This is a genomic window from Geobacillus thermopakistaniensis (assembly GCF_000498995.1).
Classification (GTDB): domain Bacteria; phylum Bacillota; class Bacilli; order Bacillales; family Anoxybacillaceae; genus Geobacillus; species Geobacillus thermoleovorans.
This window is the reverse complement of record NZ_AYSF01000048.1, coordinates 33,130-55,250: the sequence shown is the minus strand read 5'-3', so window position 1 is coordinate 55,250 and position 22,121 is coordinate 33,130. Positions and strand designations below refer to the sequence as shown.

The 22,121-nt window shown below is 51.4% G+C and carries 23 protein-coding genes, 2 pseudogenes and 1 other annotated feature; of the genes and pseudogenes, 15 read left to right on the top strand and 10 right to left on the bottom strand.

Annotated features, from left to right (window positions below):
- The first annotated feature begins 70 nt into the window (after positions 1–70).
- Both T260_RS129585 and T260_RS129590 read left to right on the top strand, forming a co-directional pair.
- The gene (locus T260_RS129585; protein WP_011230308.1) at positions 71–277 is read left to right on the top strand and encodes a YuzI family membrane protein; all 207 of its coding nucleotides are present in this window, start codon (positions 71–73) and stop codon (positions 275–277) included.
- A gap of 85 nt (positions 278–362) precedes the next feature.
- On the top strand, positions 363–1,103 hold the full coding sequence (locus T260_RS129590; protein WP_014195169.1) for a YjbA family protein: 741 nt from the start codon (positions 363–365) through the stop codon (positions 1,101–1,103).
- Positions 1,104–1,164: 61 nt separating this feature from the next.
- Here the strand turns inward: T260_RS129590 and trpS are convergent, their stop codons facing one another.
- Entirely contained in the window at positions 1,165–2,151 is a 987-nt protein-coding gene (trpS, locus tag T260_RS129595) for a tryptophan--tRNA ligase (protein ID WP_023633990.1), read from the bottom strand.
- 50 nt (positions 2,152–2,201) lie between these two features.
- Positions 2,202–2,436: a binding site (T-box leader), on the bottom strand.
- Between the two features lie 50 nt (positions 2,437–2,486).
- Complete coding sequence (locus T260_RS129600) at positions 2,487–2,861, bottom strand: DUF3899 domain-containing protein (RefSeq protein ID WP_011230311.1); 375 nt, start codon at positions 2,859–2,861, stop codon at positions 2,487–2,489.
- 422 nt (positions 2,862–3,283) lie between these two features.
- Between T260_RS129600 and T260_RS129605 the strand changes: the two genes are divergently transcribed.
- The 5 genes from T260_RS129605 to T260_RS0120230 all read left to right on the top strand — a co-directional run bounded on the left by T260_RS129605 (position 3,284) and on the right by T260_RS0120230 (position 9,037).
- On the top strand, positions 3,284–4,936 hold the full coding sequence (locus T260_RS129605; RefSeq protein ID WP_023633989.1) for a peptide ABC transporter substrate-binding protein: 1,653 nt from the start codon (positions 3,284–3,286) through the stop codon (positions 4,934–4,936).
- A 141-nt stretch (positions 4,937–5,077) separates the two neighbouring features.
- Entirely contained in the window at positions 5,078–6,007 is a 930-nt protein-coding gene (opp3b, locus tag T260_RS129610; RefSeq protein ID WP_014195171.1) for an oligopeptide ABC transporter permease, read from the top strand.
- A complete protein-coding gene (gene opp3C / locus T260_RS129615; protein ID WP_014195172.1) occupies positions 6,004–7,026 on the top strand; it encodes an oligopeptide ABC transporter permease in 1,023 nt (340 codons plus the stop codon). The genes opp3b and opp3C overlap by 4 nt, the downstream gene beginning before the upstream one ends.
- A gap of 21 nt (positions 7,027–7,047) precedes the next feature.
- On the top strand, positions 7,048–8,109 hold the full coding sequence (locus T260_RS0120235) for an ABC transporter ATP-binding protein (RefSeq protein ID WP_014195173.1): 1,062 nt from the start codon (positions 7,048–7,050) through the stop codon (positions 8,107–8,109).
- Complete coding sequence (locus T260_RS0120230) at positions 8,102–9,037, top strand: ABC transporter ATP-binding protein (protein WP_020278701.1); 936 nt, start codon at positions 8,102–8,104, stop codon at positions 9,035–9,037. Before T260_RS0120235 ends, T260_RS0120230 begins: the two co-directional genes overlap by 8 nt.
- Positions 9,038–9,125: 88 nt before the next feature.
- Here T260_RS0120230 and T260_RS129620 read toward each other — a convergent pair whose 3' ends face one another.
- Complete coding sequence (locus T260_RS129620; RefSeq protein ID WP_011230317.1) at positions 9,126–9,308, bottom strand: hypothetical protein; 183 nt, start codon at positions 9,306–9,308, stop codon at positions 9,126–9,128.
- A 302-nt stretch (positions 9,309–9,610) separates the two neighbouring features.
- On the opposite strand from T260_RS129620, the gene spxA reads away from it, so the two are divergent.
- The gene (gene spxA / locus T260_RS129625) at positions 9,611–10,009 is read left to right on the top strand and encodes a transcriptional regulator SpxA (RefSeq protein WP_014195175.1); all 399 of its coding nucleotides are present in this window, start codon (positions 9,611–9,613) and stop codon (positions 10,007–10,009) included.
- A gap of 50 nt (positions 10,010–10,059) precedes the next feature.
- Here spxA and T260_RS129630 read toward each other — a convergent pair whose 3' ends face one another.
- Entirely contained in the window at positions 10,060–10,719 is a 660-nt protein-coding gene (locus T260_RS129630; protein ID WP_014195176.1) for a TerC family protein, read from the bottom strand.
- 210 nt (positions 10,720–10,929) lie between these two features.
- Here T260_RS129630 and mecA point away from each other — a divergent pair, with 210 nt between their 5' ends.
- The 4 genes from mecA (at position 10,930) to pepF (ending at position 16,555) form a co-directional block, all read left to right on the top strand.
- On the top strand, positions 10,930–11,610 hold the full coding sequence (gene mecA / locus T260_RS129635; protein WP_011230320.1) for an adaptor protein MecA: 681 nt from the start codon (positions 10,930–10,932) through the stop codon (positions 11,608–11,610).
- A 96-nt stretch (positions 11,611–11,706) separates the two neighbouring features.
- A complete protein-coding gene (gene cls / locus T260_RS129640) occupies positions 11,707–13,215 on the top strand; it encodes a cardiolipin synthase (protein WP_023633988.1) in 1,509 nt (502 codons plus the stop codon).
- Positions 13,216–13,403: 188 nt separating this feature from the next.
- Entirely contained in the window at positions 13,404–14,732 is a 1,329-nt protein-coding gene (locus T260_RS129645) for a competence protein CoiA (protein WP_011230322.1), read from the top strand.
- On the top strand, positions 14,732–16,555 hold the full coding sequence (gene pepF / locus T260_RS129650; RefSeq protein WP_023633987.1) for an oligoendopeptidase F: 1,824 nt from the start codon (positions 14,732–14,734) through the stop codon (positions 16,553–16,555). The genes T260_RS129645 and pepF overlap by 1 nt, the downstream gene beginning before the upstream one ends.
- A gap of 13 nt (positions 16,556–16,568) precedes the next feature.
- On the opposite strand, the gene T260_RS129655 is transcribed toward pepF, so the two are convergent.
- The 6 genes and pseudogenes from T260_RS129655 to T260_RS129670 form a co-directional block, all read right to left on the bottom strand.
- Complete coding sequence (locus T260_RS129655; protein WP_013146066.1) at positions 16,569–16,766, bottom strand: hypothetical protein; 198 nt, start codon at positions 16,764–16,766, stop codon at positions 16,569–16,571.
- 425 nt (positions 16,767–17,191) lie between these two features.
- Positions 17,192–17,818: pseudogene (gene spxH / locus T260_RS0120225) on the bottom strand (ClpXP adapter protein SpxH); the annotation flags it as partial.
- A 44-nt stretch (positions 17,819–17,862) separates the two neighbouring features.
- Positions 17,863–18,246, bottom strand: a pseudogene (gene spxH / locus T260_RS1000000138805) (ClpXP adapter protein SpxH); the annotation flags it as partial.
- Positions 18,239–18,652: a globin domain-containing protein gene (locus T260_RS129660; RefSeq protein WP_011230326.1), complete on the bottom strand. Its 414-nt coding sequence runs from the start codon at positions 18,650–18,652 to the stop codon at positions 18,239–18,241. The pseudogene spxH (T260_RS1000000138805) and the gene T260_RS129660, both read right to left, overlap by 8 nt.
- Positions 18,653–18,754: 102 nt before the next feature.
- The gene (locus T260_RS129665) at positions 18,755–19,378 is read right to left on the bottom strand and encodes a lytic transglycosylase domain-containing protein (protein WP_011230327.1); all 624 of its coding nucleotides are present in this window, start codon (positions 19,376–19,378) and stop codon (positions 18,755–18,757) included.
- Positions 19,375–19,968, bottom strand: coding sequence for a CYTH domain-containing protein (locus tag T260_RS129670; RefSeq protein WP_011230328.1), 594 nt, complete (start codon positions 19,966–19,968; stop codon positions 19,375–19,377). Before T260_RS129670 ends, T260_RS129665 begins: the two co-directional genes overlap by 4 nt.
- Before the next feature lie 135 nt (positions 19,969–20,103).
- Between T260_RS129670 and T260_RS129675 the strand changes: the two genes are divergently transcribed.
- The 3 genes from T260_RS129675 (at position 20,104) to T260_RS129685 (ending at position 22,069) form a co-directional block, all read left to right on the top strand.
- Positions 20,104–20,481 carry a UPF0738 family protein gene (locus T260_RS129675; protein ID WP_020278707.1) on the top strand — a complete coding sequence of 126 codons (378 nt, stop codon included), beginning with the start codon at positions 20,104–20,106 and terminating at the stop codon, positions 20,479–20,481.
- Between the two features lie 137 nt (positions 20,482–20,618).
- A complete protein-coding gene (gene yjbM, locus T260_RS129680; protein WP_011230330.1) occupies positions 20,619–21,257 on the top strand; it encodes a GTP diphosphokinase in 639 nt (212 codons plus the stop codon).
- A complete protein-coding gene (locus T260_RS129685) occupies positions 21,254–22,069 on the top strand; it encodes an NAD kinase (RefSeq protein ID WP_011230331.1) in 816 nt (271 codons plus the stop codon). Before yjbM ends, T260_RS129685 begins: the two co-directional genes overlap by 4 nt.
- Positions 22,070–22,121: the final 52 nt, after the last annotated feature.

Below are 22,121 nucleotides of genomic sequence, written 5' to 3'. Positions count from 1 at the left end.
CAGGCATGTTGTCCATGGCGCCGACATATATGTAGAACAAGGACGTGGACAAGAAGGAAGGGAAAGCCCGGTGGTCCGCCTGTTTTTTTATTTGGTCGGTTTCGGTTTTTCAGTCGTCGGCGGCATGATGGTGATCGCCTATTTGAACATCATCACTCCAGAGCGTGGTTTTAGCGAATACTTATCTTATATTTCGACAAGGGTGGAATGTTATTTATTCCCTATTGGCCTTCTTTTGATGTGGGGGAGCTTGACGTTTCCAAGCCGCAGCCCCTAGAGGGGAAAAGAGGACGAAATGGAATAAAATTCTCCCCCTCTGCCTATACTGATGGACAAACACGTCTGGAAGTGAGGGGTCTCGCATGCTTTATCTGCACGACATTTGGGTCAACTGGTTTGAAGGAGAAGAGAACGGATACAACGTCTGCCATTTCCATGAATGGCGCAAGGACGATCAAATCGAGCTGCTCGACCAAGTGCCGCTGTTAAAAGTATCCCCGGCCCTGTTTCATTACATTGAAAACAGCTTGTCCGATCTTCCAAAACCGCTGCTAGACGATGTACATCAGAAGGCGTATGTCCGCAAAAACCATGAACGCATTCAGCTGGACTATTGTTTCGTTGTCACGGACGGCGCCGGCGTTTTGGCTGTCGATACAATCGGTTATCAAATCCCGATTCGCAAAAGCCGTCTCATTCCGCGTCAGGAACAACTCGTCTACGAAATGGCGGCCGAAGCGGAGGAACGGGACTATCCGCTGCCGAGGTATGAAAAAGAATACCACATTTTATCGCCGGCTCCGGAACTGATGTGCGGACTCACGCGCAAAGAGCGGCAGTTGAAACAGCTGTTGTTTATGGCGCTTGACCAGCTTTATTCGACAAAAAATGCTGCCCAGATGCGCTATTGGTATACGGAATGGGCGCCGGAAAAATACGCCGCTATTCAAAAAATGTCTTTTGATGAAGCGTGGGAACAATTGTATAACGAGACGAAATACGGGTGGTCCGAACGGCATGAGCAGCTGTGCGAAAACTTGATCAAAGGGCAGCCATTTTTCGAAAAACTGTGGGAAATGGAGCAAGAACCAAAAGTCAATTAAAAAACGGGCCAAGGCGATAGGCGCCTGCCCGTTTTTGTATGGCTTCGCTGGATGCGGCTATTTACCGCCGCCGCCCGAGCCCCATGGCTTGCTCCATTTTGCGCACCATTTCCGATGCAACCCGATTTGCTTTTTCCGCCCCTTCATCCAACACGCGGTCAAGCTCCTCGCTTTCCATCCAATGGTGATACCGCTCTTGAATCGGTCGAAGCGTTTCGATGACGACTTGAGCGAGGTCTGCTTTGAAGACGCCGTATCCTTTTCCTTCGTATTGCCGCTCCAACTCCTCGATCGATTGACCGGATAGCGTCGAATAAATATTGAGCAAGTTCGAAATGCCTGGCTTCGCTTCTTTGTCGTAGCGAATCGTTCCTTCCGAGTCGGTGACCGCGCTTTTGATCTTCTTCTCGATCGTTTTTGCATCGTCAAGCAGTGTGATGTATGCTTTTGGGTTCGGATCGGATTTGCTCATTTTTTTCGTCGGGTCGACAAGCGACATGATGCGGGCGCCGACTTTCGGAATGCGCGCCTCAGGGATCGTAAACAGCTCGCCGTACCGTTTGTTGAACCGTTCCGCCAGATCGCGCGTCAGCTCGATATGCTGCTTTTGGTCTTCGCCGACCGGGACGATGTCGGTGTTATAAAGCAAAATGTCAGCGGCCATCAGCGGCGGGTACGTGAGCAGCCCGGCGCTGACCGCCTCTTTGCCGGCCGATTTTTCTTTAAATTGCGTCATCCGCTCAAGTTCGCCGATATAAACGATGCACTGCAGCATCCAAGCGGCTTGAGCGTGCGCCGGCACTTCTGACTGGATGAACAACGTCGCTTGCGTCGGGTCGATGCCGACTGCTAAATACAAAGCGGCGAGGCGGCGGATGTTTTGCCGCAGTTCGTGTGGGTCTTGCCAAACGGTAATGGCGTGTTGGTCAACGATGCAAAAATAGCAGTTGTATTCATGCTGCAGCTCGACAAACTGCCGCAGCGCCCCGATGTAGTTGCCAAGGGTGATGACGCCGCTTGGCTGAATGCCGGAAAAAATGGTTTTCATCGATCTTCACTCCCTCAAGCAAAAAATAAAAAAGGCCCTGCCAGCCCTCTGATAGGGACGGTAGGACCGCGGTGCCACCCTACTTATTGCGCCGACAAGCGCAATCGCTCAGCCCATGCTTAGCGCATGGCCCCCTGTAACGCGGGGAAACGTCCTCGCCTACTGCGTCGCCGGTTCGGCGGGAAGCTCGAAAGCCCATTCCATATGGCTAGCCGCTTGTTCGCACCGTCCACAAGCTCTCTGAAGGCATCGCCAATATGTACTCTTCTTTCTCATCGCTCGGTTGATCCTAGATTTGCCTTATATTATACGGAAAACATTCAGCTGTTGCAACCTTATTGCACGGCATATCCGGCGGCAATCATCGCCAGAAACAGAAGCAGACCAGAAAAGAGAAGCGGATACGTGATGGCGAAACGCCGCGGACCGAGCAGCTCATCCGATTCATGTTCTGCTGCCGCTTCCTCAAGATACCGCTCCACCTTCGTTCGATTCCTGCGCAATCGGCGAAACCCGTATGCGAATCCGCTGAAAAACCCGCGTTCATAAACAAACAAAAGCCCGCCAAGCGACAGAGGCAAAAGGGAGAGCAAAAACGAAACGTTAATAAAGGCCACCGTACTCCATGCTCCTTGCCCTATTACGATGAGTGCGCTTGCCGCCAGCATCGCGGCGACGAGCCATCCAGTCCGCACAGCCGTTTGTTTCATATCGTCTGTTCCCGCCTTTCCCTTCTCACTGCTTATTTTATCATAAATCATGTGGGCGGGAAGATTGTCAAAATTATTAACAAAATTATATTAAAAATATAGAAGAAATCTGGAAGTTCAGGAGAGATTTGCTTCGCAGCTGAGAGAAAGGGCAAAAAAATTATATTGTAAGCGCTTTCTTTTTTGTAGGCAGAAATTTTTTATTTGCAATGGTGACAAAAGTCAGCACAACACGGATGGAAATGCAAGCTGATCCTCATCCCACTTATAAGTAGTTTGAAATTTTTTTATTTAAGAAAATAAAAAAATCCTTTTCAAATATACTAACACAGGATATAATAAGCGATGTAAGTACAATCTTCTGAAATCAAATGGTTCAGAAGATTTGTAATACACTACATAAACCTAAGGGGGGTTTTTTAGTGAAGAAGCGATTTTCTTTCTTCCTCGTCCTGCTTCTCGCGCTGTCAACGTTCCTCGCGGCTTGCGGCGGGGGCAAGGACAACGACAACGCCCAAGGCGGCCAGGGCGGCGAAAAGCCGGCGGAGAAAAAGGAGCAGGTGCTGAACTTGCTTGAAACATCAGAGATTCCATCGCTTGATCCGGCGCTCGCTACGGACCAAGTATCGTTCATCGTTTTGAACAACGTCATGGAAGGTCTTTACCGTTTAGGGAAAGACAATAAGCCTGTGCCAGGGGTAGCGGAAAGCTACACGGTAAGCGAAGACGGCAAAACGTATACGTTTAAGCTTCGTCAAGATGCGAAATGGTCAAACGGCGATCCGGTGACGGCGCACGACTTCGTGTTCGCATGGAGACGAGTGCTTGACCCGAAAACGAAAGCGGAGTATGCGTACATTATGTACGACATTAAAAATGCTGCAGCAGTCAATACGGGCAAATTGCCAGTTGACCAGCTCGGCGTCAAAGCTCTCGATAATTACACGCTCCAAGTCGAGCTTGAAAACCCGATTCCGTATTTCATCAGCTTGACGGTATTCGGTACGTTCATGCCGCAAAACGAAAAATTCGTTAAAGCCCAAGGCGACAAATACGGTTTGGAAGCCAATACGACGCTGTACAACGGCCCGTTCGTCTTAAGCGAATGGAAGCATGAGCAAGGCTGGACGTATGCGAAAAACCCGAACTACTGGGATAAAGATACGGTCAAGCTGGAAAAAATCAACGTCAAAGTCGTAAAAGAGACCGCAACAATGGTAAACCTTTACGACACGAAAAAAGCGGATCGCGTTATCCTAAGTGCGGAGTTTGTTGATAAATATAAAAACGACAAAAATTTCCACACGTATCTTGAACCATCGATTTTCTGGCTGCGCATGAACACGAAGAAAGAACCGTTGAACAACGTCAACGCTCGCAAAGCGATCGCGATGGCTATCGATAAAGAGGCGATGGTGAACACGTTGTTCAACAACGGCTCGGTTGTGGCCAACTATGCGGTTCCGAAAGACTTCGTCACCGGTCCGGACGGCAAAGACTTCCGTGACGCTAACGGCGATTTAGTGTCGTACAATGTGGACGAAGCGAAAAAATTGTGGGAGCAAGCGAAAAAAGAGCTTGGCAAAGATAAATTCACTATTGAATTGTTAAACTATGACGACGACGTCGCGAAGAAAGTCGGCGAATACTTAAAAGAACAGCTTGAAAAGAACTTGCCTGGCCTTACGGTCAACATTAAACAACAGCCGTTCAAACAAAAACTTGAGCTAGAAAGCAATATGCAGTATGAACTATCCTTCTCTGGCTGGGGTCCGGACTATCAAGACCCGATGACGTTCCTTGATCTGTGGACGACAAATAACCCGCACAACCAAACGGGCTGGTCGAATGCTGAATATGACAAGCTGATTAAAGATGCGAAAACGACGCTGCTTGGCGACTTGCAAGCCCGTTGGGACGCAATGTTGAAAGCAGAAAAAATCCTCTTTGAAGAAATGCCAATTGCTCCGCTGTATCAACGCGGCCGTGCGTATTTGCAACGTGAATACGTAAAAGACATTGTTATTCATTCATTTGGTGGAGATTATAGCTATAAATGGGCGTATATCGAGTAACCGTTCTCTAGGAGGTGCGGAGGAGAGTATATGCAAGGGCATATACTCTCCTTTTGCCTGCCAAGGCGAAAAATGTCGAAAAAACTTGAAGATTGAAATACCATTGGTATTAAACAGGAAATAAACAGAGGAGGTGCAGCCATGGCGCGGTATACGATTCAGCGGCTCGTATATATGGTGATTACGCTGTTTATTATTGCGACCGTGACGTTCTTTTTGATGAAGCTGTTGCCCGGTTCGCCGCTGCAAAACCAAGAAAAATTGACCCCAGAGCAGCGAGCCATCATTTTGAAAGAATATGGGCTCGACAAACCAGTGCCTGTCCAATACGTTCAATATTTAGGCAACTTGTTAAAAGGAGATTTGGGTGTTTCGTTCCAGTATGACAACCGGCCGGTAACAGAGTTGATCGGCGACCGGATCGGCCCGTCGGCCCAGCTTGGGTTCCAGGCGATCGTCTTGGGCACGCTCGTCGGTTTAGTGCTCGGCATTTTGGCGGCTATTCGCCATAACAGTTGGGGAGATTATACAGCCACGGTCATTGCAGTCATCGGGATTTCCGTTCCGTCGTTCGTGTTGGCCGGATTTCTGCAGTATTTCATCGGTGTTAAACTGCAATGGCTGCCGGTCGCGTTTTGGGAAGGGTTTAAGTATACGATTATGCCGACGTTGGCGCTGTCTGTCGGCGTCATTGCCAACACCGCCCGCTTTATGCGTACGGAAATGCTTGAGGTGCTGTCATCCGATTATATTTTAACAGCCCGCGCGAAAGGGATTAGCAATGCGGGGGTCATCATCAAGCATGCGATCCGCAACTCGCTCATTCCAGTTATCACAATTCTCGGACCGATGGCGGTCAACTTAATGACGGGAACGCTCGTCATCGAGAAAATTTTTGCCGTTCCCGGTCTCGGCGAGCAGTTTGTCCGTTCGATCGAGCTGAACGACTACCCTGTCATTATGGGCACTACGTTGTTTTATTCGGCGTTATTGATTTTTGTCATTTTTATCGTTGATATTCTCTATGGGATTGTCGACCCACGCATTCGTTTAGCGGGAGGGAAAAAATGATGGCGAAACAACAATACGACCAGCTTTCACCGGAATGGTTTCAGCCCGCCCCGCCGAACGTCGGCGAGCAGGAAAAAATCAGCCGCCCAAGTTTGACGTTTTGGCATGACGCTTGGCTTCGCCTGCGCGAAAACAAAGCGGCGATTGCCGGGCTGACCATGATTATCATTTTAGCGTTATTGGCGATTTTTGCCCCAATGGCAAGTGAACGTTCCTATAAAGAGCAAAACTTAAGCCATGCGAAACTGCCGCCCAAAGTTCCGGTGTTGGAGCATATTAGCTGGCTGAATTTAGACGGGAAGGACGCCAATGGCGTTGATGTATATAAACAGCGCGGCGTGAAAGAGTACTATTGGTTTGGCACCGACGATTTAGGCCGCGACCTGTGGGTGAGAACATGGTATGGCACGCGCATCTCGCTGTACATCGGTTTGTTGGCCGCGTTGATCGATTTGTTCATCGGCATTGCCTATGGCGGCATTTCCGGCTATTATGGCGGCCGGGTCGACAATGTGATGCAGCGGATCATCGAAATTTTAAACGGGATTCCGTATTTGATCGTCGTCATTTTATTTATCTTAATTTTTGAGCCGGGGATTATTTCGATCACGCTGGCGATGGTCATCACCGGCTGGACGACGATGGCGCGCATTGTCCGCGGGCAAATATTGAAGCTAAAAAATATGGAATATGTGCTGGCCGCACGGACGCTCGGGGCGTCTAATTCACGGCTTATTTTTAAACATTTAATCCCGAACGTGATGGGGCCGATCATTATTACGACCATGTTTACGATTCCTACGGCGATTTTTACCGAGGCGTTTTTAAGTTTTATCGGTCTTGGCATCCGTCCGCCGGAAGCGTCGCTCGGTTCGCTCGTCAGCGAGGGATTTAAGTCGATTCAGACATATCCGCATTTGATTATTATCCCATCGATTGTCATCAGCTTGCTCATTTTAAGCTTTAACTTAGTGGCCGACGGGCTGCGCGATGCGCTCGACCCGAAAATGCGCAAATAACCGACGGAAGGGGTGAAACCGATGGAGAAAATTTTGCAGGTGAACGATTTGCATATTTCCTTTGACATCCACGCCGGTGAAGTGCAGGCGGTTCGCGGCGTCACGTTCGACTTGTATAAGGGAGAAACGCTGGCGATCGTCGGCGAGTCAGGGTCTGGGAAATCAGTGACTTCAAAAGCGTTGATGCGCCTGTTGCCGACACCGCCGAGCCGGATTAAGCAAGGGGAAATTTTATTTGAAGGCAAAGACTTGACCAAGCTGTCGGAGAAAGAGATGCAATCGATCCGCGGTGCGGAAATTTCAATGATTTTCCAAGATCCGATGACGTCGCTCAATCCGACGATGACGATTGGGAAACAAATTATGGAAGCGATTTTAAAGCATCAAAAGCTGTCGAAAGATGAAGCGCGCAAACGGGCGATTGAACTATTGCAGCTGGTCGGCATTAAAAACGCCGAGCTGCGCATGAAGCAATACCCGCACCAATTTTCCGGCGGGATGCGCCAGCGTGTTGTCATCGCCATCGCCTTGGCGTGCAATCCGAAAATTTTGATCGCCGATGAACCGACGACAGCGCTTGATGTGACGATTCAGGCGCAAATTTTGGAGTTGATGAAAGACATTCAGAAAAAGCTCGGCATGTCGATTATTTTCATCACCCATGATTTAGGGGTCGTCGCCAACATGGCCGACCGAGTGGCCGTGATGTATGCCGGGAAAATCGTGGAGATCGGCACGGTGGATGAAATTTTTTACAATCCGAAACATCCGTACACGTGGGGATTGCTGGCCTCGATGCCGAGCCTTGATCATAAAGATACGGAGCTGTATTCGATTCCGGGTTCGCCGCCGGATTTGTTAAATCCGCCAAAAGGCGATGCGTTTGCGCCGCGCAATCCGTATGCGCTCAAAATTGACTATGAGCTCGAGCCGCCGATGTTCCAAGTGTCTGATACGCACTATGCGGCGACATGGCTGTTGCATGAAATGGCGCCGAAAGTGGAACCGCCGGCTATCGTGCGTGAACGGATGAAACGGTTTGCTGACATCGTCGCCCGGAAAGGAGGAAAACCGCGTGGCTAGACAAAAGCTGCTTGAGGTCAAAAATTTGAAACAGTATTTCCCAGCTGGACGCGGTCAGGTGGTGAAAGCAGTCGACGGCGTCACCTTTGACATTTATAAAGGTGAAACGTTCGGCCTTGTCGGCGAGTCGGGCTGCGGCAAGTCGACAACGGGGCGGACGATCATCCGGCTGTACGAAGCGACGGAAGGAGAAGTGCTGTTTAACGGCGTCAATGTGCACGGCAAAAAATCAAAAAAAGAGCTGAAAGAGTTAAATCGGAAAATGCAGATGATTTTCCAAGATCCGTATGCGTCGTTGAATCCGCGGATGACGGTCGCGGATATTATCGCTGAGGGCATCGACATCCATGGGCTGGCGAAAACGAAAGAAGAACGGATGCAACGCGTGTATGAATTGCTTGAGACGGTTGGCTTGAACCGCGAGCATGCCAGCCGCTACCCGCATGAGTTTTCCGGCGGTCAGCGCCAGCGGATCGGCATCGCCCGGGCGCTTGCCGTCGAGCCGGAATTCATCATCGCCGATGAGCCGATTTCGGCGCTTGACGTTTCCATTCAGGCGCAAGTCGTGAACTTATTGAAGCGCCTGCAGCGTGAAAAAGGGTTGACGTACTTGTTTATTGCCCATGACTTGTCGATGGTCAAATACATCAGCGACCGGATCGGCGTCATGTATTTCGGGAAAATGGTCGAGCTCGCTGAATCGGAAGAGCTGTACCGCAATCCGATCCACCCATACACGAAGGCGCTCTTGTCGGCCATTCCGCTTCCGGATCCGGAAACGGAGCGGACGCGCAAGCGGATCGTTTACGACCCGGCGCAACATGGCTACAAAGATGGAGAGGAACTTGAATTCCGTGAAATTACGCCTGGCCATTTTGTGCTTTGTTCGGAGGAAGAGTATAAGCGGTATCGGGCGATGTATGCCTAGCAGAATAGAAAAGAGCGCCGCTCCTTCATCGCCGCATGATGCGAACGGTGAAAGAGGCGGCGCCCACCTATGCGCCTGTCTCGGCGCGTTATTTTTTTCCCCCGACGACTTTCCATCCTTGTTGGATGCGGCGAGAGGCCTCGACATGCTTTCCACTTTTGTTTCGGCCGAACATCCGCTCTCCGATCGTGTTGCTGATGTTTCCCATCAATGCGGTGAGGACGACGATCAATGCCGAAGCAATGGCAAAGTCGATGAAATAGCCGGCCATCGGTTCTTCCTCCCTTTTCCTTTTCTACTTTGATTGTAGAGGATTTGCCTTTACTTTGGAAGAGGAAAGAAAGAAAATTGCATTTATCATCGAAAAACTATATCTTTCTTGGCCGATGTATTGTATAATATATCATGTTAAAGTCATTTCAATTTGCAAACGATTGGCAAAGCGGCTGATCGCCAGACTGGCGTTCAGGCCGTGTCGCTATGCTGTCAGACGTCAAACCGGCATAGCGGTGCACGTCTGTCGTCTGACGGACGAGGGAAGCAAGGGATTCCTTGTCAAAAGGAGTGATCGAAGTGGTCAAGCTATACACATCACCGAGCTGCACGTCATGCCGGAAGGCGAAGGCGTGGCTCGAGAAGCACAATATTCCTTATGTCGAGCGCAATATTTTCTCCGAACCGCTCACGGTCGAGGAGATTAAAGAAATTTTGCGGATGACGGAAACGGGGACGGATGAAATCATTTCGACCCGTTCAAAAGTGTTCCAAAAGCTGAACATCAACTTGGAAACGTTGCCGCTGCAAGATTTGTACGAACTCATTCAAAAAAACCCAGGCATTTTGCGCCGGCCGATCATCATTGATGAAAAGCGGCTTCAAGTCGGCTACAACGAAGATGAAATCCGCCGCTTTCTGCCGCGCAAAGTGCGGGCGTATCAGCTTCGTGAAGCGCAGCGGCTGGTGAACGGGTAATAAAAAAACTTCTACATGGTCTGCCATGTAGAAGTTTTTTATCATTTGCTTTATGCGGCGCGCGACCGGCGGTGGGCCGCCAAGCCGAGCAAAACGGCAAGAACGGCCGCCGCCATTGGAAACAGCGCCTCCCCATTCGGGGGGTAAAACGGGCGCAACCGCTCTTCGGCAGCGATCATCTTTCCAGCGGTGTACGCCAAGAGGGCGCCGCCGGCATAAATGAGAATCGGGAACCGTTCCATGGCATAAAGGATGATTTTGCTGCCTAAAATGATGATAGGAACGGAACAGAGAAAACCGAACACAACAAGTCCGATATGGCCTTGAGCCGCTCCAGCGATGGCGATGACGTTGTCAAGACCCATGGCGACATCGGCGGCGACGATCGTCTGGATGGCTTTCCAAAGCGACGGTTCGGCTTTGATCATAGTCGGTTTTTCGTCTTTTTGCCCGATCAGTTTCAAGGCGATCCAAAAGAGGACGACGCCTCCAGCGAGCTGCAAGAACGGAATCGTCAACAGCCAAACGACGGCCACCGTCAAGACAATGCGAACAGCGATCGCCAGCGCGGTGCCGACAATGATGGCCACATTCCGCTTTTGTTCCGGCAAGTTGCGGCTTGCCAGCGCAATGACAACCGCATTGTCCCCGCCAAGAATGACATCAATGCCGATAATCAGCAAGATGGAAACGATGTATTCATCCACCATAGGCGTCCCTCATTCCGTCCGTGTTCATCATCATTATAGTAGGGCATGGCCGGTTTCATAACCAATTTTTAAAAATGCGTTTTTTTATTTCCCTTCTTTCGCTTTTTATCATAAAATAAAAGTACAAGATCATAAGTTTTGATTTAAATAGTTTCAGGGGCACAATCCCTTCCTTTTTTATTTCTCTGTTTTAGAAGGGAGAGTTGAGAAATGGAAATCGAACGCATCAATGAACATACGGTGAAGTTCTACATTTCCTATGTTGATATAGAGGAGCGCGGCTTTGACCGCGAGGAAATTTGGTACAATCGGGAACGAAGCGAAGAATTATTTTGGGAAATGATGGATGAAGTTCACGGGGAAAGCGATTTTTCGCTCGATGGCCCGCTTTGGATCCAAGTGCAGGCGCTCGAAAAAGGGCTTGAAGTCGTCGTGACGAAAGCGCAGTTGTCCAAAGACGGAAGCAAGCTCGAGCTGCCGCTTCCAGAAGAGAAATGGCGCGAGTTTTCGCTGTCAGCTGGTGAAAAGGTGGAATCGCTGTTCGGCCACCATTTCCACTTTGGTCAAAACGGGGACGCCGAGGAGAGAGAAGAGCAAGATGTCCTTCAATTCATCCTTTCGTTCAAGGATATCGAGGATGTCATTTCCTTGGCCCATCGCGCTGACTTCTCTCGGTTGTCGAATCGCCTGTTCCAATTTGAAGGCCGCTATTACTTGTTCGTGGAGTTTGACGAGCGCTACACCGAGCAGGAAGTGGACAATATGCTCAGCCTTCTGTTGGAATACGGAAGCGATTCCCAGCTGACGATTTATCGACTTGAAGAATACGGGACTGAAATTATGGGCGACAATGCACTCGAAACGATCAAAACGTATTTTCCAGCCTTATAATGTTTCCATTCCGCCGATTTCGCCGCCAGAAATCGGCGTTTTCTACGTTAGCGGAAGAAAAACGGCCATCATGAAGAGCCGGGTGGAGGGGTTTTGTTGCGAAACACATCGAGAGTGGCGATTCTCGTCGTCATTGTCGGCGCGTTGCTGGCATTGACGAACGGGTTTTGGGAAGGGAAGCTGCTTGGTCTTTTCAGCGTATTGATGTCTTGTTCCGTCATCTTTATTGCGCTGGTCATTTCTCTTGAGAATCGAAAGCCGGCGCAGACGATCGCTTGGCTGGCGGTGCTGGGGAGCTTTCCGATTGTCGGCTTTTTGTTTTATTTATTGTTCGGACGCAACTATTGGCAACAACGGCGCTATAAAAAGAAAGCCGATTTTGATGAGGCGGTGCTGCTCAAGTTTCAAGAGCCGTCGCCGATTGCCGTCGAGCGGCTGCCGATGGCGCCCCATCAGCGTCCGCTTTTGCGCCTTGCTTATCGCATCGGCCAGCATCCGGTTTCACTTGCTTCGCAGACGGCGGTGTTGACGAACGGAGAGGAGACATTTTCTTCTATTTTTGCTGAACTGGAAAAAGCGGAACACCATATTCATTTAGAATATTATATTGTCCGTCATGATGAAATCGGCCAACAGTTGAAGCGCGTCTTGATGGAAAAAGCGCGTCAAGGTGTGCGCGTCCGTTTTTTGTACGACGCCGTTGGAAGTTGGAAGTTGTCAAACTCCTATATCGAGGAGCTGCGCGCGGCTGGAGTCGAGATGATCCCGTTTTCACCAGTGCGCCTCCCGTTTTTAAGCAACCAAATCAATTTCCGCAATCACCGAAAGATCATTGTCATCGATGGAGGCGTCGGCTTTGTCGGCGGGCTGAACATCGGAGATGAGTATTTAGGAAAAAACAAATATTTCGGATTTTGGCGCGATACGCACTTATTGATCCGCGGTGAAGCCGTCCGGACGCTCCAGCTCATTTTTTTGCAAGATTGGTATTACATGACGGGAGAACGCTTGTTGACGCCGGACTATTTGTCGCCGCCGCTCATCGTCGAGGAAGGGCAAGGCGGGGTGCAGCTCATTGCCGGCGGTCCGGACCAAAAGTGGGAAGTGATCAAACAGCTGTATTTTGCCATGATTACGTCGGCCAAACGGTCGATTTGGGTTGCCTCGCCGTACTTTGTGCCGGATGAAGACATTTTGACGGCGCTCAAAGTGGCGGCGTTAAGCGGCATCGATGTTCGCCTGCTGGCGCCAAAGCGTCCGGATAAAAAAATTGTCTTTTACGCTTCGCGCTCGTATTTTCCCGAGCTGCTCGAGGCTGGGGTGAAAATTTACGAGTATGAGAAAGGGTTTTTGCACAGCAAAGTCATCGTCGTCGATGGCGAGCTCGCCTCGATCGGCACGGCGAACATGGATATGCGCAGTTTCCATTTAAACTTTGAAGTGAACGCCTTTTTGTATTATACCGACAGCATTCATAAACTCGTCCGCGACTTTTTGGAAGATTTTCGCCACGCTTCCATGATCGACTACGAACAGTTTCAACAGCGCCCGTTCCGGGTGCGTATCGCTGAATCGGTCTCCCGGCTGTTGTCGCCTCTGTTGTAACCAACCGCTTGTAAACGCCAGTCCGCCGAATCGGCGGACTTTTTTCGACGCAGTTTGGCTTTGGGCAGGAAAACCGGCGATGGTCAACGAATAAAAGGGAAGAACCGAACGGTGAAGGGGGGCAGCAGAGAACAATTCCAGCTGTTCCCGCTCACGGACAACTATTTTTTACTGGAAAGGAAGTGATCATGTTGTTTGTCGCTCTCGCCGCTGATGGCAGGACGGTTTCGCTTGCCGGGGCGGAAAGATGGGAACGAGAGGGGCTGATGCGCCTGAAACGACAGGAACCGTTTTTTTGTCCCGCGTGCCGTCAAGAAGTGGTGCTCCGGTCGGGCCGCTACCGTTTGCCGCATTTCGCCCATCGAAAAGGGGCGGCCTGCCCGGTCGAGCACGAACCGGAGTCGGAGCGTCACTTAACTGGGAAGCGAGACTTGTTCGCGTGGCTCATTCGCCAAGGCATGGAGGCGAAGCTCGAGCCGTATTTGCCCGCCATCAAGCAGCGTCCTGACGTATTGTTCCGCCATGGCCCACACCTTTATGCCCTCGAATACCAATGTTCCACGATCGATGAATCGCTGTTTCGCGAACGCAATGACGGCTACCGTCTCCTTGGCATCCGCCCGTTGTGGGTGTTAGGAGCCCATCATTTGCGGCGTTCGCCAAAATATTCGGGGGAAGTGCAGCTCTCCCGGTTTCAATGGTTGTTTGCCCATCGCGCTCCACATTCAGTCGTTCCACATATATGGTACTACAGTCCAGAGACGAAACGCTTTATCCGTCTTTTTCGCCCGTTGCCGCTATCGGTGCAGCGAACATTGGCCGCGGTCGATTCGATTCCGCTTTCGTCGTTTTCGTTCCCCGATTGGATGGCCCCCTGCCCGCTGCCGCTTCCATCCGAGTTTTGGGAGCGATGGCTCGAACGAAAAAAACAATGGCGGCGGACGTTTCCGCTTTATCCGAACCAAACCGTGCGCCGCATTTGTGCTGATTTTTACCAGGCGGGCATCGTTCCGTCACTGTTTCCGACCGAAGCAGGCTGGCCAGTGCCGCGGGGGTATTTATGGGAGACGGCGCCGTTCATTTGGCAAACGTATGTCCTTTTGTTTCTTCTTGGAAAGACCGGACGGCCGGCAACGGCAGTATCTTTATTTCAGTGGCTCGACGACAAAATCCGCACCGGCCGCCTCGTTCCGCGCCGGCTGCCGCTTGTCGGCCGGGATACGTATCGTGAGGCCGTCGGCGAGTATTTGCATTGGTTGAGCCTGCTCGGCTATCTCCGCCGCGAAGAGGGCGACCAGCTTCATTTGGTGAAGCCGCTGTCGTTTCCGTCGACCGTCGATCAGATGATTCATCAAGATGCTGCGCTTCTTGAGCAAATTCACCAAACGTCGGCGCTTAGCTGCTATTGGTCAACACTTGAGTTCGGGAGAGTGGAAAAAATGAGCAGAAAACAGGAAAAGATGAACGGAATGGTGAATAATAATTCGTGTATCGATTATTTGTATAAGGAGGAATGATGACGGTGGAGGAAAAGAAAGCGAAAAAGTCGCTGCCGCTGCGAAGCGAGATTCCTGTGGAAGAAACGTGGCGGCTTGAGGACATTTTTCCCACCGATGACGCCTGGGAAGAAGAATTCAAACAAGTGAAGGCAATGATTCCAAAGCTTGGCGAATACAAAGGGCGGCTTGGCGAATCGCCGGAAGTGCTGTATGAAGCATTGCAATGCCAAGATGACGTATCGATGCGCCTCGGCAAGCTGTATACATACGCCCATATGCGCTATGATCAAGATACGACCAACTCGTTTTACCAAGGGCTCGACGCCCGGGCGAAAAGCTTGTACAGCGAAGCATCGAGCGCGATGGCGTTTATCGTGCCGGAAATTTTGGCGATTGATGAAGCGGTGTTGCGCTCGTTTTTGGAACAATACGAGCCGCTTCGCTTGTATGCGCACGCGTTAGACGAAATTATGCGCCAGCGCCCGCACGTGCTGTCGGCAGAAGAGGAGGCGATCTTGGCGCAGGCAGCCGAGGTGATGCAGGCGACATCCGACACGTTCAGCGCGTTGAACAACGCTGATTTGACGTTTCCGACGATCATCGATGAAAACGGCGAGGAAGTCGAAGTCACGCACGGCCGGTTCATCCGCTTTTTAGAAAGCACGGACCGCCGCGTCCGCCGCGATGCGTTTTACGCCGTATACCATACGTATGAGAAGTTTCAAAATACGTTCGCCAATATGCTTGCCGGCACGGTGAAAAAAGACAACTTTTTCGCCCGCATCCGCCGCTACCGTTCGGCGCGAGAAGCGGCGTTGGATGCGAACAACATTCCGGAGAGCGTCTATGACAATCTAATCGCCGCGATTCACGAACATTTGCCGCTGTTGCATCGGTACGTGCGGCTGCGCAAACGAGTGCTTGGGCTTGATGAGCTGCATATGTACGATTTGTACACGCCGCTTGTGCAAGAAGTGAAAATGGAAGTGACGTACGAGGAAGCGAAGCAATATATGCTTGAAGGGCTCGCGCCGCTTGGCGAGGAATATGTGGCGATCGTGAAAGAAGGTCTTGACAACCGTTGGGTCGATGTGCGCGAAAACAAAGGAAAGCGAAGCGGCGCCTATTCGTCGGGAGCGTACGGCACCCATCCGTACATTTTGCTCAACTGGCAGGACAATGTGAACAATTTGTTTACACTTGTGCATGAGTTTGGCCATTCGGTGCACAGCTACTATACGCGCAAAACGCAGCCGTATCCGTATGCGCATTATTCAATTTTCGTCGCCGAAGTGGCGTCGACGTGCAATGAGGCGCTGTTGAACGACTATTTGCTGAGAACGATCGATGATGAGAAAAAGCGGCTCTATTTGCTCAACCATTATCTTGAGGGGTTCCGCGGCACGGTTTTTCGCCAGACGATGTTCGCGGAGTTTGAGCATTTGATCCATTTGAAGGCGCAACAAGGCGAAGCGTTGACGGCCGAAACGTTGAGCGCCCTTTATTACGACTTAAATAAAACGTATTTTGGCGATGATATTGTCGTGGACAAAGAAATCGGCCTCGAGTGGGCGCGCATTCCGCATTTTTATTACAACTACTACGTGTACCAATACGCAACCGGCTTCAGCGCGGCGACTGCACTCAGTAAACAAATTTTGGAAGAAGGCGAACCGGCGGTGAGACGGTACATCGACTTTTTGAAAGCCGGCAGTTCTGATTACCCGATTGAAGTATTGAAAAAAGCCGGCGTCGACATGACGAGCGCCGAGCCGATCCGCCAAGCGTGCCAAGTGTTTGCAGAGAAGCTTGATGAGATGGAGCGGCTGCTTGAGAAATGAAACGAATGCGGCGCTACAGCCGCATTCGTTTGGACGGAAATCCACGAAACTGATGGCGGCGGTTCCATGTCGCCACCAACCCGAGCAAGGAGAGAAACAAAAGCGGCATGGTCGCCCAAAGCGGAAGGAGCTGCATGAGGCCCAACAAGTTCAGAATAAAGGCGGCAGTGGATGCCGCCGCCCAAAGGGATAAGACGATGCGCTGCTTCATGGCGATGGCCACCTCTTCCCATTTGCTTTAGTTGATGGCTCTTCACCACAACATGTATTTGACAAGCAATACGGTTTCCTGCACAAAGATGTGCAAAAATCACTGATTTGTTGATTTTCCCTCACAAGCGTAAATAGGGTATGTTCAGAAAAAATCAAGTACAACTTTTGGTGAAGAGCCTAGTTGATTATATGCTGTTTGTCTGCCTGATCATGACGCAGGGCGAATTATGACAATAATGTGAACAAACGAGCAAACGGGTTGCCAATTTAGTTGGACGTTTGGTAAGATAAAAACGTGAACGGAAGACAAAACCTGATACCCCTTTGTTTGACCGTGAACAATTTCTCCCATCCCCTTTGTTGTCTTGGCAACAAGAAAAAGCCCGGCGTCAGCCGGGCTTTTTCTTGCGCCCATCCCTGCTGCTAGGGACGGGAATCATCGATATAGCGCCAAAATGTTCCGTGTTTGACGGGCACCCGCTCCACTTTTTGCTTTAGCTGCAGCTTTTTCATTTCCGTTTCCGCTTCTTGGATCGTCCAGTTGTACACAACGGCAACTTCCTTTGTGGCGACGAATTTAAAATGGCTTAAAAATGATTCCAGCGGAGGAGGAGAGGACGGTTCAGGATGGAAGCCGAGCATTTCAGCGATCAATTCGACGTAGATGTCGTACGGATAGCATCCGGAAATTTTAATGCCTTCGTCTTCAATGTTTTCATTAAACAACACAAGCGTCGGAATTTCGTCAACGTCCATTTCCGAGGTGATTTTTAAATCGCATTGGAACGCTTTCGCCGCTCCCGGCGAGTGCATGTCGCGCAAAAATTCATCGACATCCAAGCCCGCTTTGACGGCGCATTCGGCGAGCACCGACAAATCGGCGACATTTTGTTTTTCGAGAAAGAGCTGTTCTTGCAGCTTGCGCAAAAAGCGAAGGCCAGCCCGCTTTCCTTGCATTTCCGCCGCTTTAATGGCGAGCGATGGGGCGAACGGGCTCGAAATCGGGTTTTCGAGCCAAACGCTGCCGTCGCATGACATGCCGGTGCGGTTCGTTTTCGGCTTGATTTTTCATGAGAGTATNTGCGCAAAAAGCGAAGGCCAGCCCGCTTTCCTTGCATTTCCGCCGCTTTAATGGCGAGCGATGGGGCGAACGGGCTCGAAATCGGGTTTTCGAGCCAAACGCTGCCGTCGCATGACATGCCGGTGCGGTTCGCCGCCCACTCCCACGCTTTGGCCATTGCCTCCGGCTTCGTTCCTTTGCGCGCGCTCCATGTCGCCCATGTTCCGCTCAATATGTGCCTTAAGGTAAAAAAACGGCCGTATTCGATCGTCAGTTTTTTGATGACTGGTTCAAGCCCCCAGCATTCCGGGCATAAAGGATCGATAAACAAATACAGCTCGAGCGGTTTGTTCGTGTTGCCTAGCGGCTGGGAAGGGTAGCAAGTTGATGTCGTCTTCCCAGCAAACTTCTCACTCAAGGGTATGCTCCTTTCTGTCCAGATGATCTGGGGTATTGACCATATGATGGGCGGTGAGTACGAGCCGGTGATAAAACTGTTCGCGCGCCGGCCCGGACAAGCCGATTTCGTCCATGGCTGCCCGCATGCAGGCAAGCCACGCTTCCGCCCGCTTCGGCGTGATTTCAAAGCGGAGATGGCGCGCCCTCAGCATGGGGTGTCCATGCTCTGCCGTGTAAAGAGGGGGGCCGCCTAAATATTGTGTTAAAAACTGTTTTTGCTTGCGGGCGGTTTCCGTCAAATCGTCAGGGAAAATGGGCCGCAAGTCCGGATGCGCGGCCACGCGACGGTAAAATGCTTCGACAAGTTTCGCAACCGTCTCCTCTCCGCCGATCGCCTCATAAAGAGTTTGCCATTGTTCACCCATCGCGGATGCTCCTTTTGTTTGAAAATCATTCGTTGTCGTTTGATTGCTATTTTATCAACAGCACGCATGGATCTCAAACAAAGTGACTCGAGCGCCGCTCGTTTATGTGCGGTAGCTTTTCAACACGCGTTCGACATACGCCCGCGTTTCGGCAAATGGCGGCACGCCCCCATAGCGGTCGACGTGCCCGGGCCCGGCGTTGTAGGCGGCTAAGGCGAGAGTGATATTGCCGCTGTACCGGTCAAGGAGCTGGCGCAAATATTTTACGCCGCCGTCGATGTTTTGCGCCGGATCAAGCGGGTTGTTGACGCCGAGCATTTTTGCCGTGCTTGGCATGAGCTGCATGAGTCCAAGCGCTCCAGCCGGGCTTTTCGCATCGGGACGGAAATTTGACTCATGGCGAATGACGGCGCGGATGAGCTGCGGGTCAACATCGTATTTTTCCGCTGCCGCCGCGATTAAAGCATCGATGGAAGAAGATGAGTTGGTTGCAGCACCCGCTTCATGTTCGAGCGGGGCGCTGCGATGGCCGGCGGGCGCCGGGGGCTGACCGCTTAGGGCAGCTTGAGGCGCCTCGGCAGAAGATTCCTCACCGCGGCTGAGAGATTCGGCAAGCAAGCTTGAAAACAAGGATGGCACCGGCGATGGCAACAGGCTGGAGCGTCCGGGTGAGAACGCATTGAGCGCCTGCCATTCGATGAGCAGCTTTAATGGCGAAACGGTCATCGTCTTTCCTCCATTTCTTTCATGCGGGCGTAAAAGCGGGCGATTTTGTTTGGCGCCGGGCGGCGCGGGATGCCGAGCGCCTCAAGCAGGCGCAAAAACCGCTTTTCACCCGCTTCCACGTGATCCACTTCATACTCAAGTTCGTAATCTTCGCTTTGCAAGTAACAGTTATGGTCAAGGCATAGCGTGCCGCCTTCATGCGGCCATTCGGCTCGGTCGGTGACAAGGGAGCCAAAGCAGCGCACCTCGTGTGGGTTGATGCCCAGTTCTGCAAGCAAATCGGCGATCGCCCCGCGCGGCGCCGCTATACCAGCAAGCAACGCTTCCGCTTCAGACAGCGAAAGCGGCTCATGGATTTCCAAAATGGTCCCGTCCGCCCGCGTTTGTTTCAGCGTCAAGGTCAGGCGTCCCTCTTTCGCCCGGATGCGCAGCGCTGCCGCTCGTTCTTTCAGGGCGAATGACGGGGTGTCAAAGTAATGGTTTTCCTGGCGGAAGAAAGCGCCATCATCAAGGCGGAAGGCGGCGCGGACGGCAGCAAACTCCGCTGCCGTTAACAAGTTTTTTAATTCGATTTCGATTTCTTGATGCATCGTGAATCCCCTTCAGACAGGATAGTCGTCTCCCTCTATTATCAGCTGTTTTCCGGCGAATATCAATTATTTCGCCTGTATAGGGTGAATATGGTAAAATAAAGGGCGGATGGTTGATGCGGAAGGAGAGAAAACATGAACGAAAAATGGATCGTCGAGCGGGCGGAGCGGGAAGGCGGCCGGCTTTGGCTGTATGTCAATGATGCTCCGGTTCCGCTTGCCCGCGTAACGCCGAAACGCCATATGCTTGTCGATTCGGATGCGTTGGCGTTTGCGTACATTTTGGAAACCGATGACCGCTTTCTATATGTCATGATTCCGAAGCCGTGGTGGCCTGAGCTAAAGGCGGCGCTTGACGCCAAGGAGCCGGTCTGGCTTCGATGTGGAGAGAGGACGCTTGAGCTTGAACAGTTTCACGATGAACTGTCTTATTTGCTTGAAAATATTCGCGGCAACGCCAACTATGGCGAGGCGCTTGAACAGGCGGTGCAAGACGTGTTTTTTGAGCAATAAGCCGGGGGTTTTCCCTTTCCGGCGCGTTCGAACAGGGAGCGGCCCGGTGAATTCGCATCGTGCAGCAAGAAAGAGGCGCGGTTGCGCCCTCTTGACGTAAGCCGCGGGAGATCGAAAACATGTAGGCAGGTGGTACGATGGTCAACCATTGGGATTTGTTTTTAGCCCCGTATAAGCAGGCGGTTGAGGAGCTGAAAGTGAAGCTAAGGGGCATTCGCGCCCAATTTGAGATGATTGAAGCGCACTCGCCGATTGAGTTTGTCACCGGACGGGTGAAACCCGTCGCCAGCATTTTGGATAAGGCGCAAAAGAAAAACATCCCGCTCGACCGTCTTGAGGAAGAGATGCAAGATATTGCGGGGCTGCGCATCATGTGCCAGTTTGTCGATGACATTAAGACCGTCGTCGAGCTATTGCGCCAGCGCAACGATTTTACGATTGTTGAAGAACGCGATTACATCACGCAAAAAAAAGAGAGCGGCTACCGCTCGTACCATGTCGTCATCCGCTATCCAGTGCAGACGATCCGCGGTGAAAAAAACATTTTGGCGGAGATTCAAATTCGAACGTTGGCGATGAACTTTTGGGCGACGATTGAGCATTCGTTGAACTATAAGTACAGCGGGCGTTTCCCCGAAGATATCAAAGTTCGGCTGCAGCGCGCCGCGGAGGCGGCCTATCGCCTCGATGAGGAGATGTCGAAAATCCGCTTTGAAATTCAAGAAGCGCAGGCTGCTTTTTCTCGAAAACAAGAAGCAAAAGGAGAAGGGCAATGAAACGGACGGACGCGCCGCTCGTGTTCGCCATCACGTCCAAAGGCGACGACATATCAAACGCTCTGGCGCAAAAAATGAAAACGTATTTGCTTGACTTTGACTTGCGTTACGATGAAGAGGAACCTGATCTCGTCATTTCGGTTGGCGGTGATGGAACGCTGTTGTATGCGTTCCATCGCTATTGCCATCGGTTGGACAAGACGGCGTTTGTCGGAGTCCATACTGGCCATCTCGGCTTTTACGCGGACTGGGTGCCGGAGGAACTCGAAAAGCTCGTCATCGCCATCGCCAAGACGCCGTACCAAGTGGTCGAATACCCGCTCCTTGAGGTGACGATCCGCTATCTCAACGGCGGAAGCGAGGCAAAGTATTTAGCGCTCAATGAATGCACAGTCAAGTGCGTCAGCGGGACGCTCGTGATGGATGTCGAGATTCGCGGCGACTTGTTTGAGCGGTTCCGCGGCGACGGGTTGTGCATTTCGACGCCGACCGGCAGCACGGCTTACAATAAAGCGCTCGGCGGCGCGATTTTGCATCCTTCGCTTGAGGCGATTCAAGTGACCGAGATGGCGTCGATCAACAACCGCGTGTTTCGGACAATCGGTTCGCCGCTTGTGCTGCCGGCGCACCATACGTGTTTACTCAAGCCGGTCAACCACGTCGATTTTCAAATTACGATCGACCATTTGTCACTGTTGCATAAAGAAGTGAAGTCGATTCAATGCCGGGTGGCCGATGAAAAGGTGCGTTTCGCCCGCTTTCGGCCGTTTCCGTTTTGGCGGCGGGTGCGCGACTCGTTTATCGCCGACTGAGGGAAAGCCCGCCTCCTTGGTTAGGCAACGCTTCCCGTTTGCGGCGAGGTGA

Coding starts and splice junctions, on each gene's coding strand:
- yjbM (WP_011230330.1), top strand. CDS start 20,619: ATGGTCAACCATTGGGATTTGTTTTTAGCCCCGTATAAGCAGGCGGTT.
- trpS (WP_023633990.1), bottom strand. CDS start 2,151: ATGAAAACCATTTTTTCCGGCATTCAGCCAAGCGGCGTCATCACCCTT.
- T260_RS129630 (WP_014195176.1), bottom strand. CDS start 10,719: ATGGTGGATGAATACATCGTTTCCATCTTGCTGATTATCGGCATTGAT.
- T260_RS129685 (WP_011230331.1), top strand. CDS start 21,254: ATGAAACGGACGGACGCGCCGCTCGTGTTCGCCATCACGTCCAAAGGC.
- T260_RS129670 (WP_011230328.1), bottom strand. CDS start 19,968: ATGCATCAAGAAATCGAAATCGAATTAAAAAACTTGTTAACGGCAGCG.
- T260_RS129620 (WP_011230317.1), bottom strand. CDS start 9,308: ATGGCCGGCTATTTCATCGACTTTGCCATTGCTTCGGCATTGATCGTC.
- T260_RS129655 (WP_013146066.1), bottom strand. CDS start 16,766: ATGAAGCAGCGCATCGTCTTATCCCTTTGGGCGGCGGCATCCACTGCC.
- pepF (WP_023633987.1), top strand. CDS start 14,732: ATGACGGTGGAGGAAAAGAAAGCGAAAAAGTCGCTGCCGCTGCGAAGC.
- opp3b (WP_014195171.1), top strand. CDS start 5,078: ATGGCGCGGTATACGATTCAGCGGCTCGTATATATGGTGATTACGCTG.
- T260_RS129590 (WP_014195169.1), top strand. CDS start 363: ATGCTTTATCTGCACGACATTTGGGTCAACTGGTTTGAAGGAGAAGAG.
- T260_RS129645 (WP_011230322.1), top strand. CDS start 13,404: ATGTTGTTTGTCGCTCTCGCCGCTGATGGCAGGACGGTTTCGCTTGCC.
- T260_RS129660 (WP_011230326.1), bottom strand. CDS start 18,652: ATGGGTGAACAATGGCAAACTCTTTATGAGGCGATCGGCGGAGAGGAG.
- mecA (WP_011230320.1), top strand. CDS start 10,930: ATGGAAATCGAACGCATCAATGAACATACGGTGAAGTTCTACATTTCC.
- T260_RS129675 (WP_020278707.1), top strand. CDS start 20,104: ATGAACGAAAAATGGATCGTCGAGCGGGCGGAGCGGGAAGGCGGCCGG.
- T260_RS129665 (WP_011230327.1), bottom strand. CDS start 19,378: ATGACCGTTTCGCCATTAAAGCTGCTCATCGAATGGCAGGCGCTCAAT.
- T260_RS0120235 (WP_014195173.1), top strand. CDS start 7,048: ATGGAGAAAATTTTGCAGGTGAACGATTTGCATATTTCCTTTGACATC.
- opp3C (WP_014195172.1), top strand. CDS start 6,004: ATGATGGCGAAACAACAATACGACCAGCTTTCACCGGAATGGTTTCAG.
- T260_RS129600 (WP_011230311.1), bottom strand. CDS start 2,861: ATGAAACAAACGGCTGTGCGGACTGGATGGCTCGTCGCCGCGATGCTG.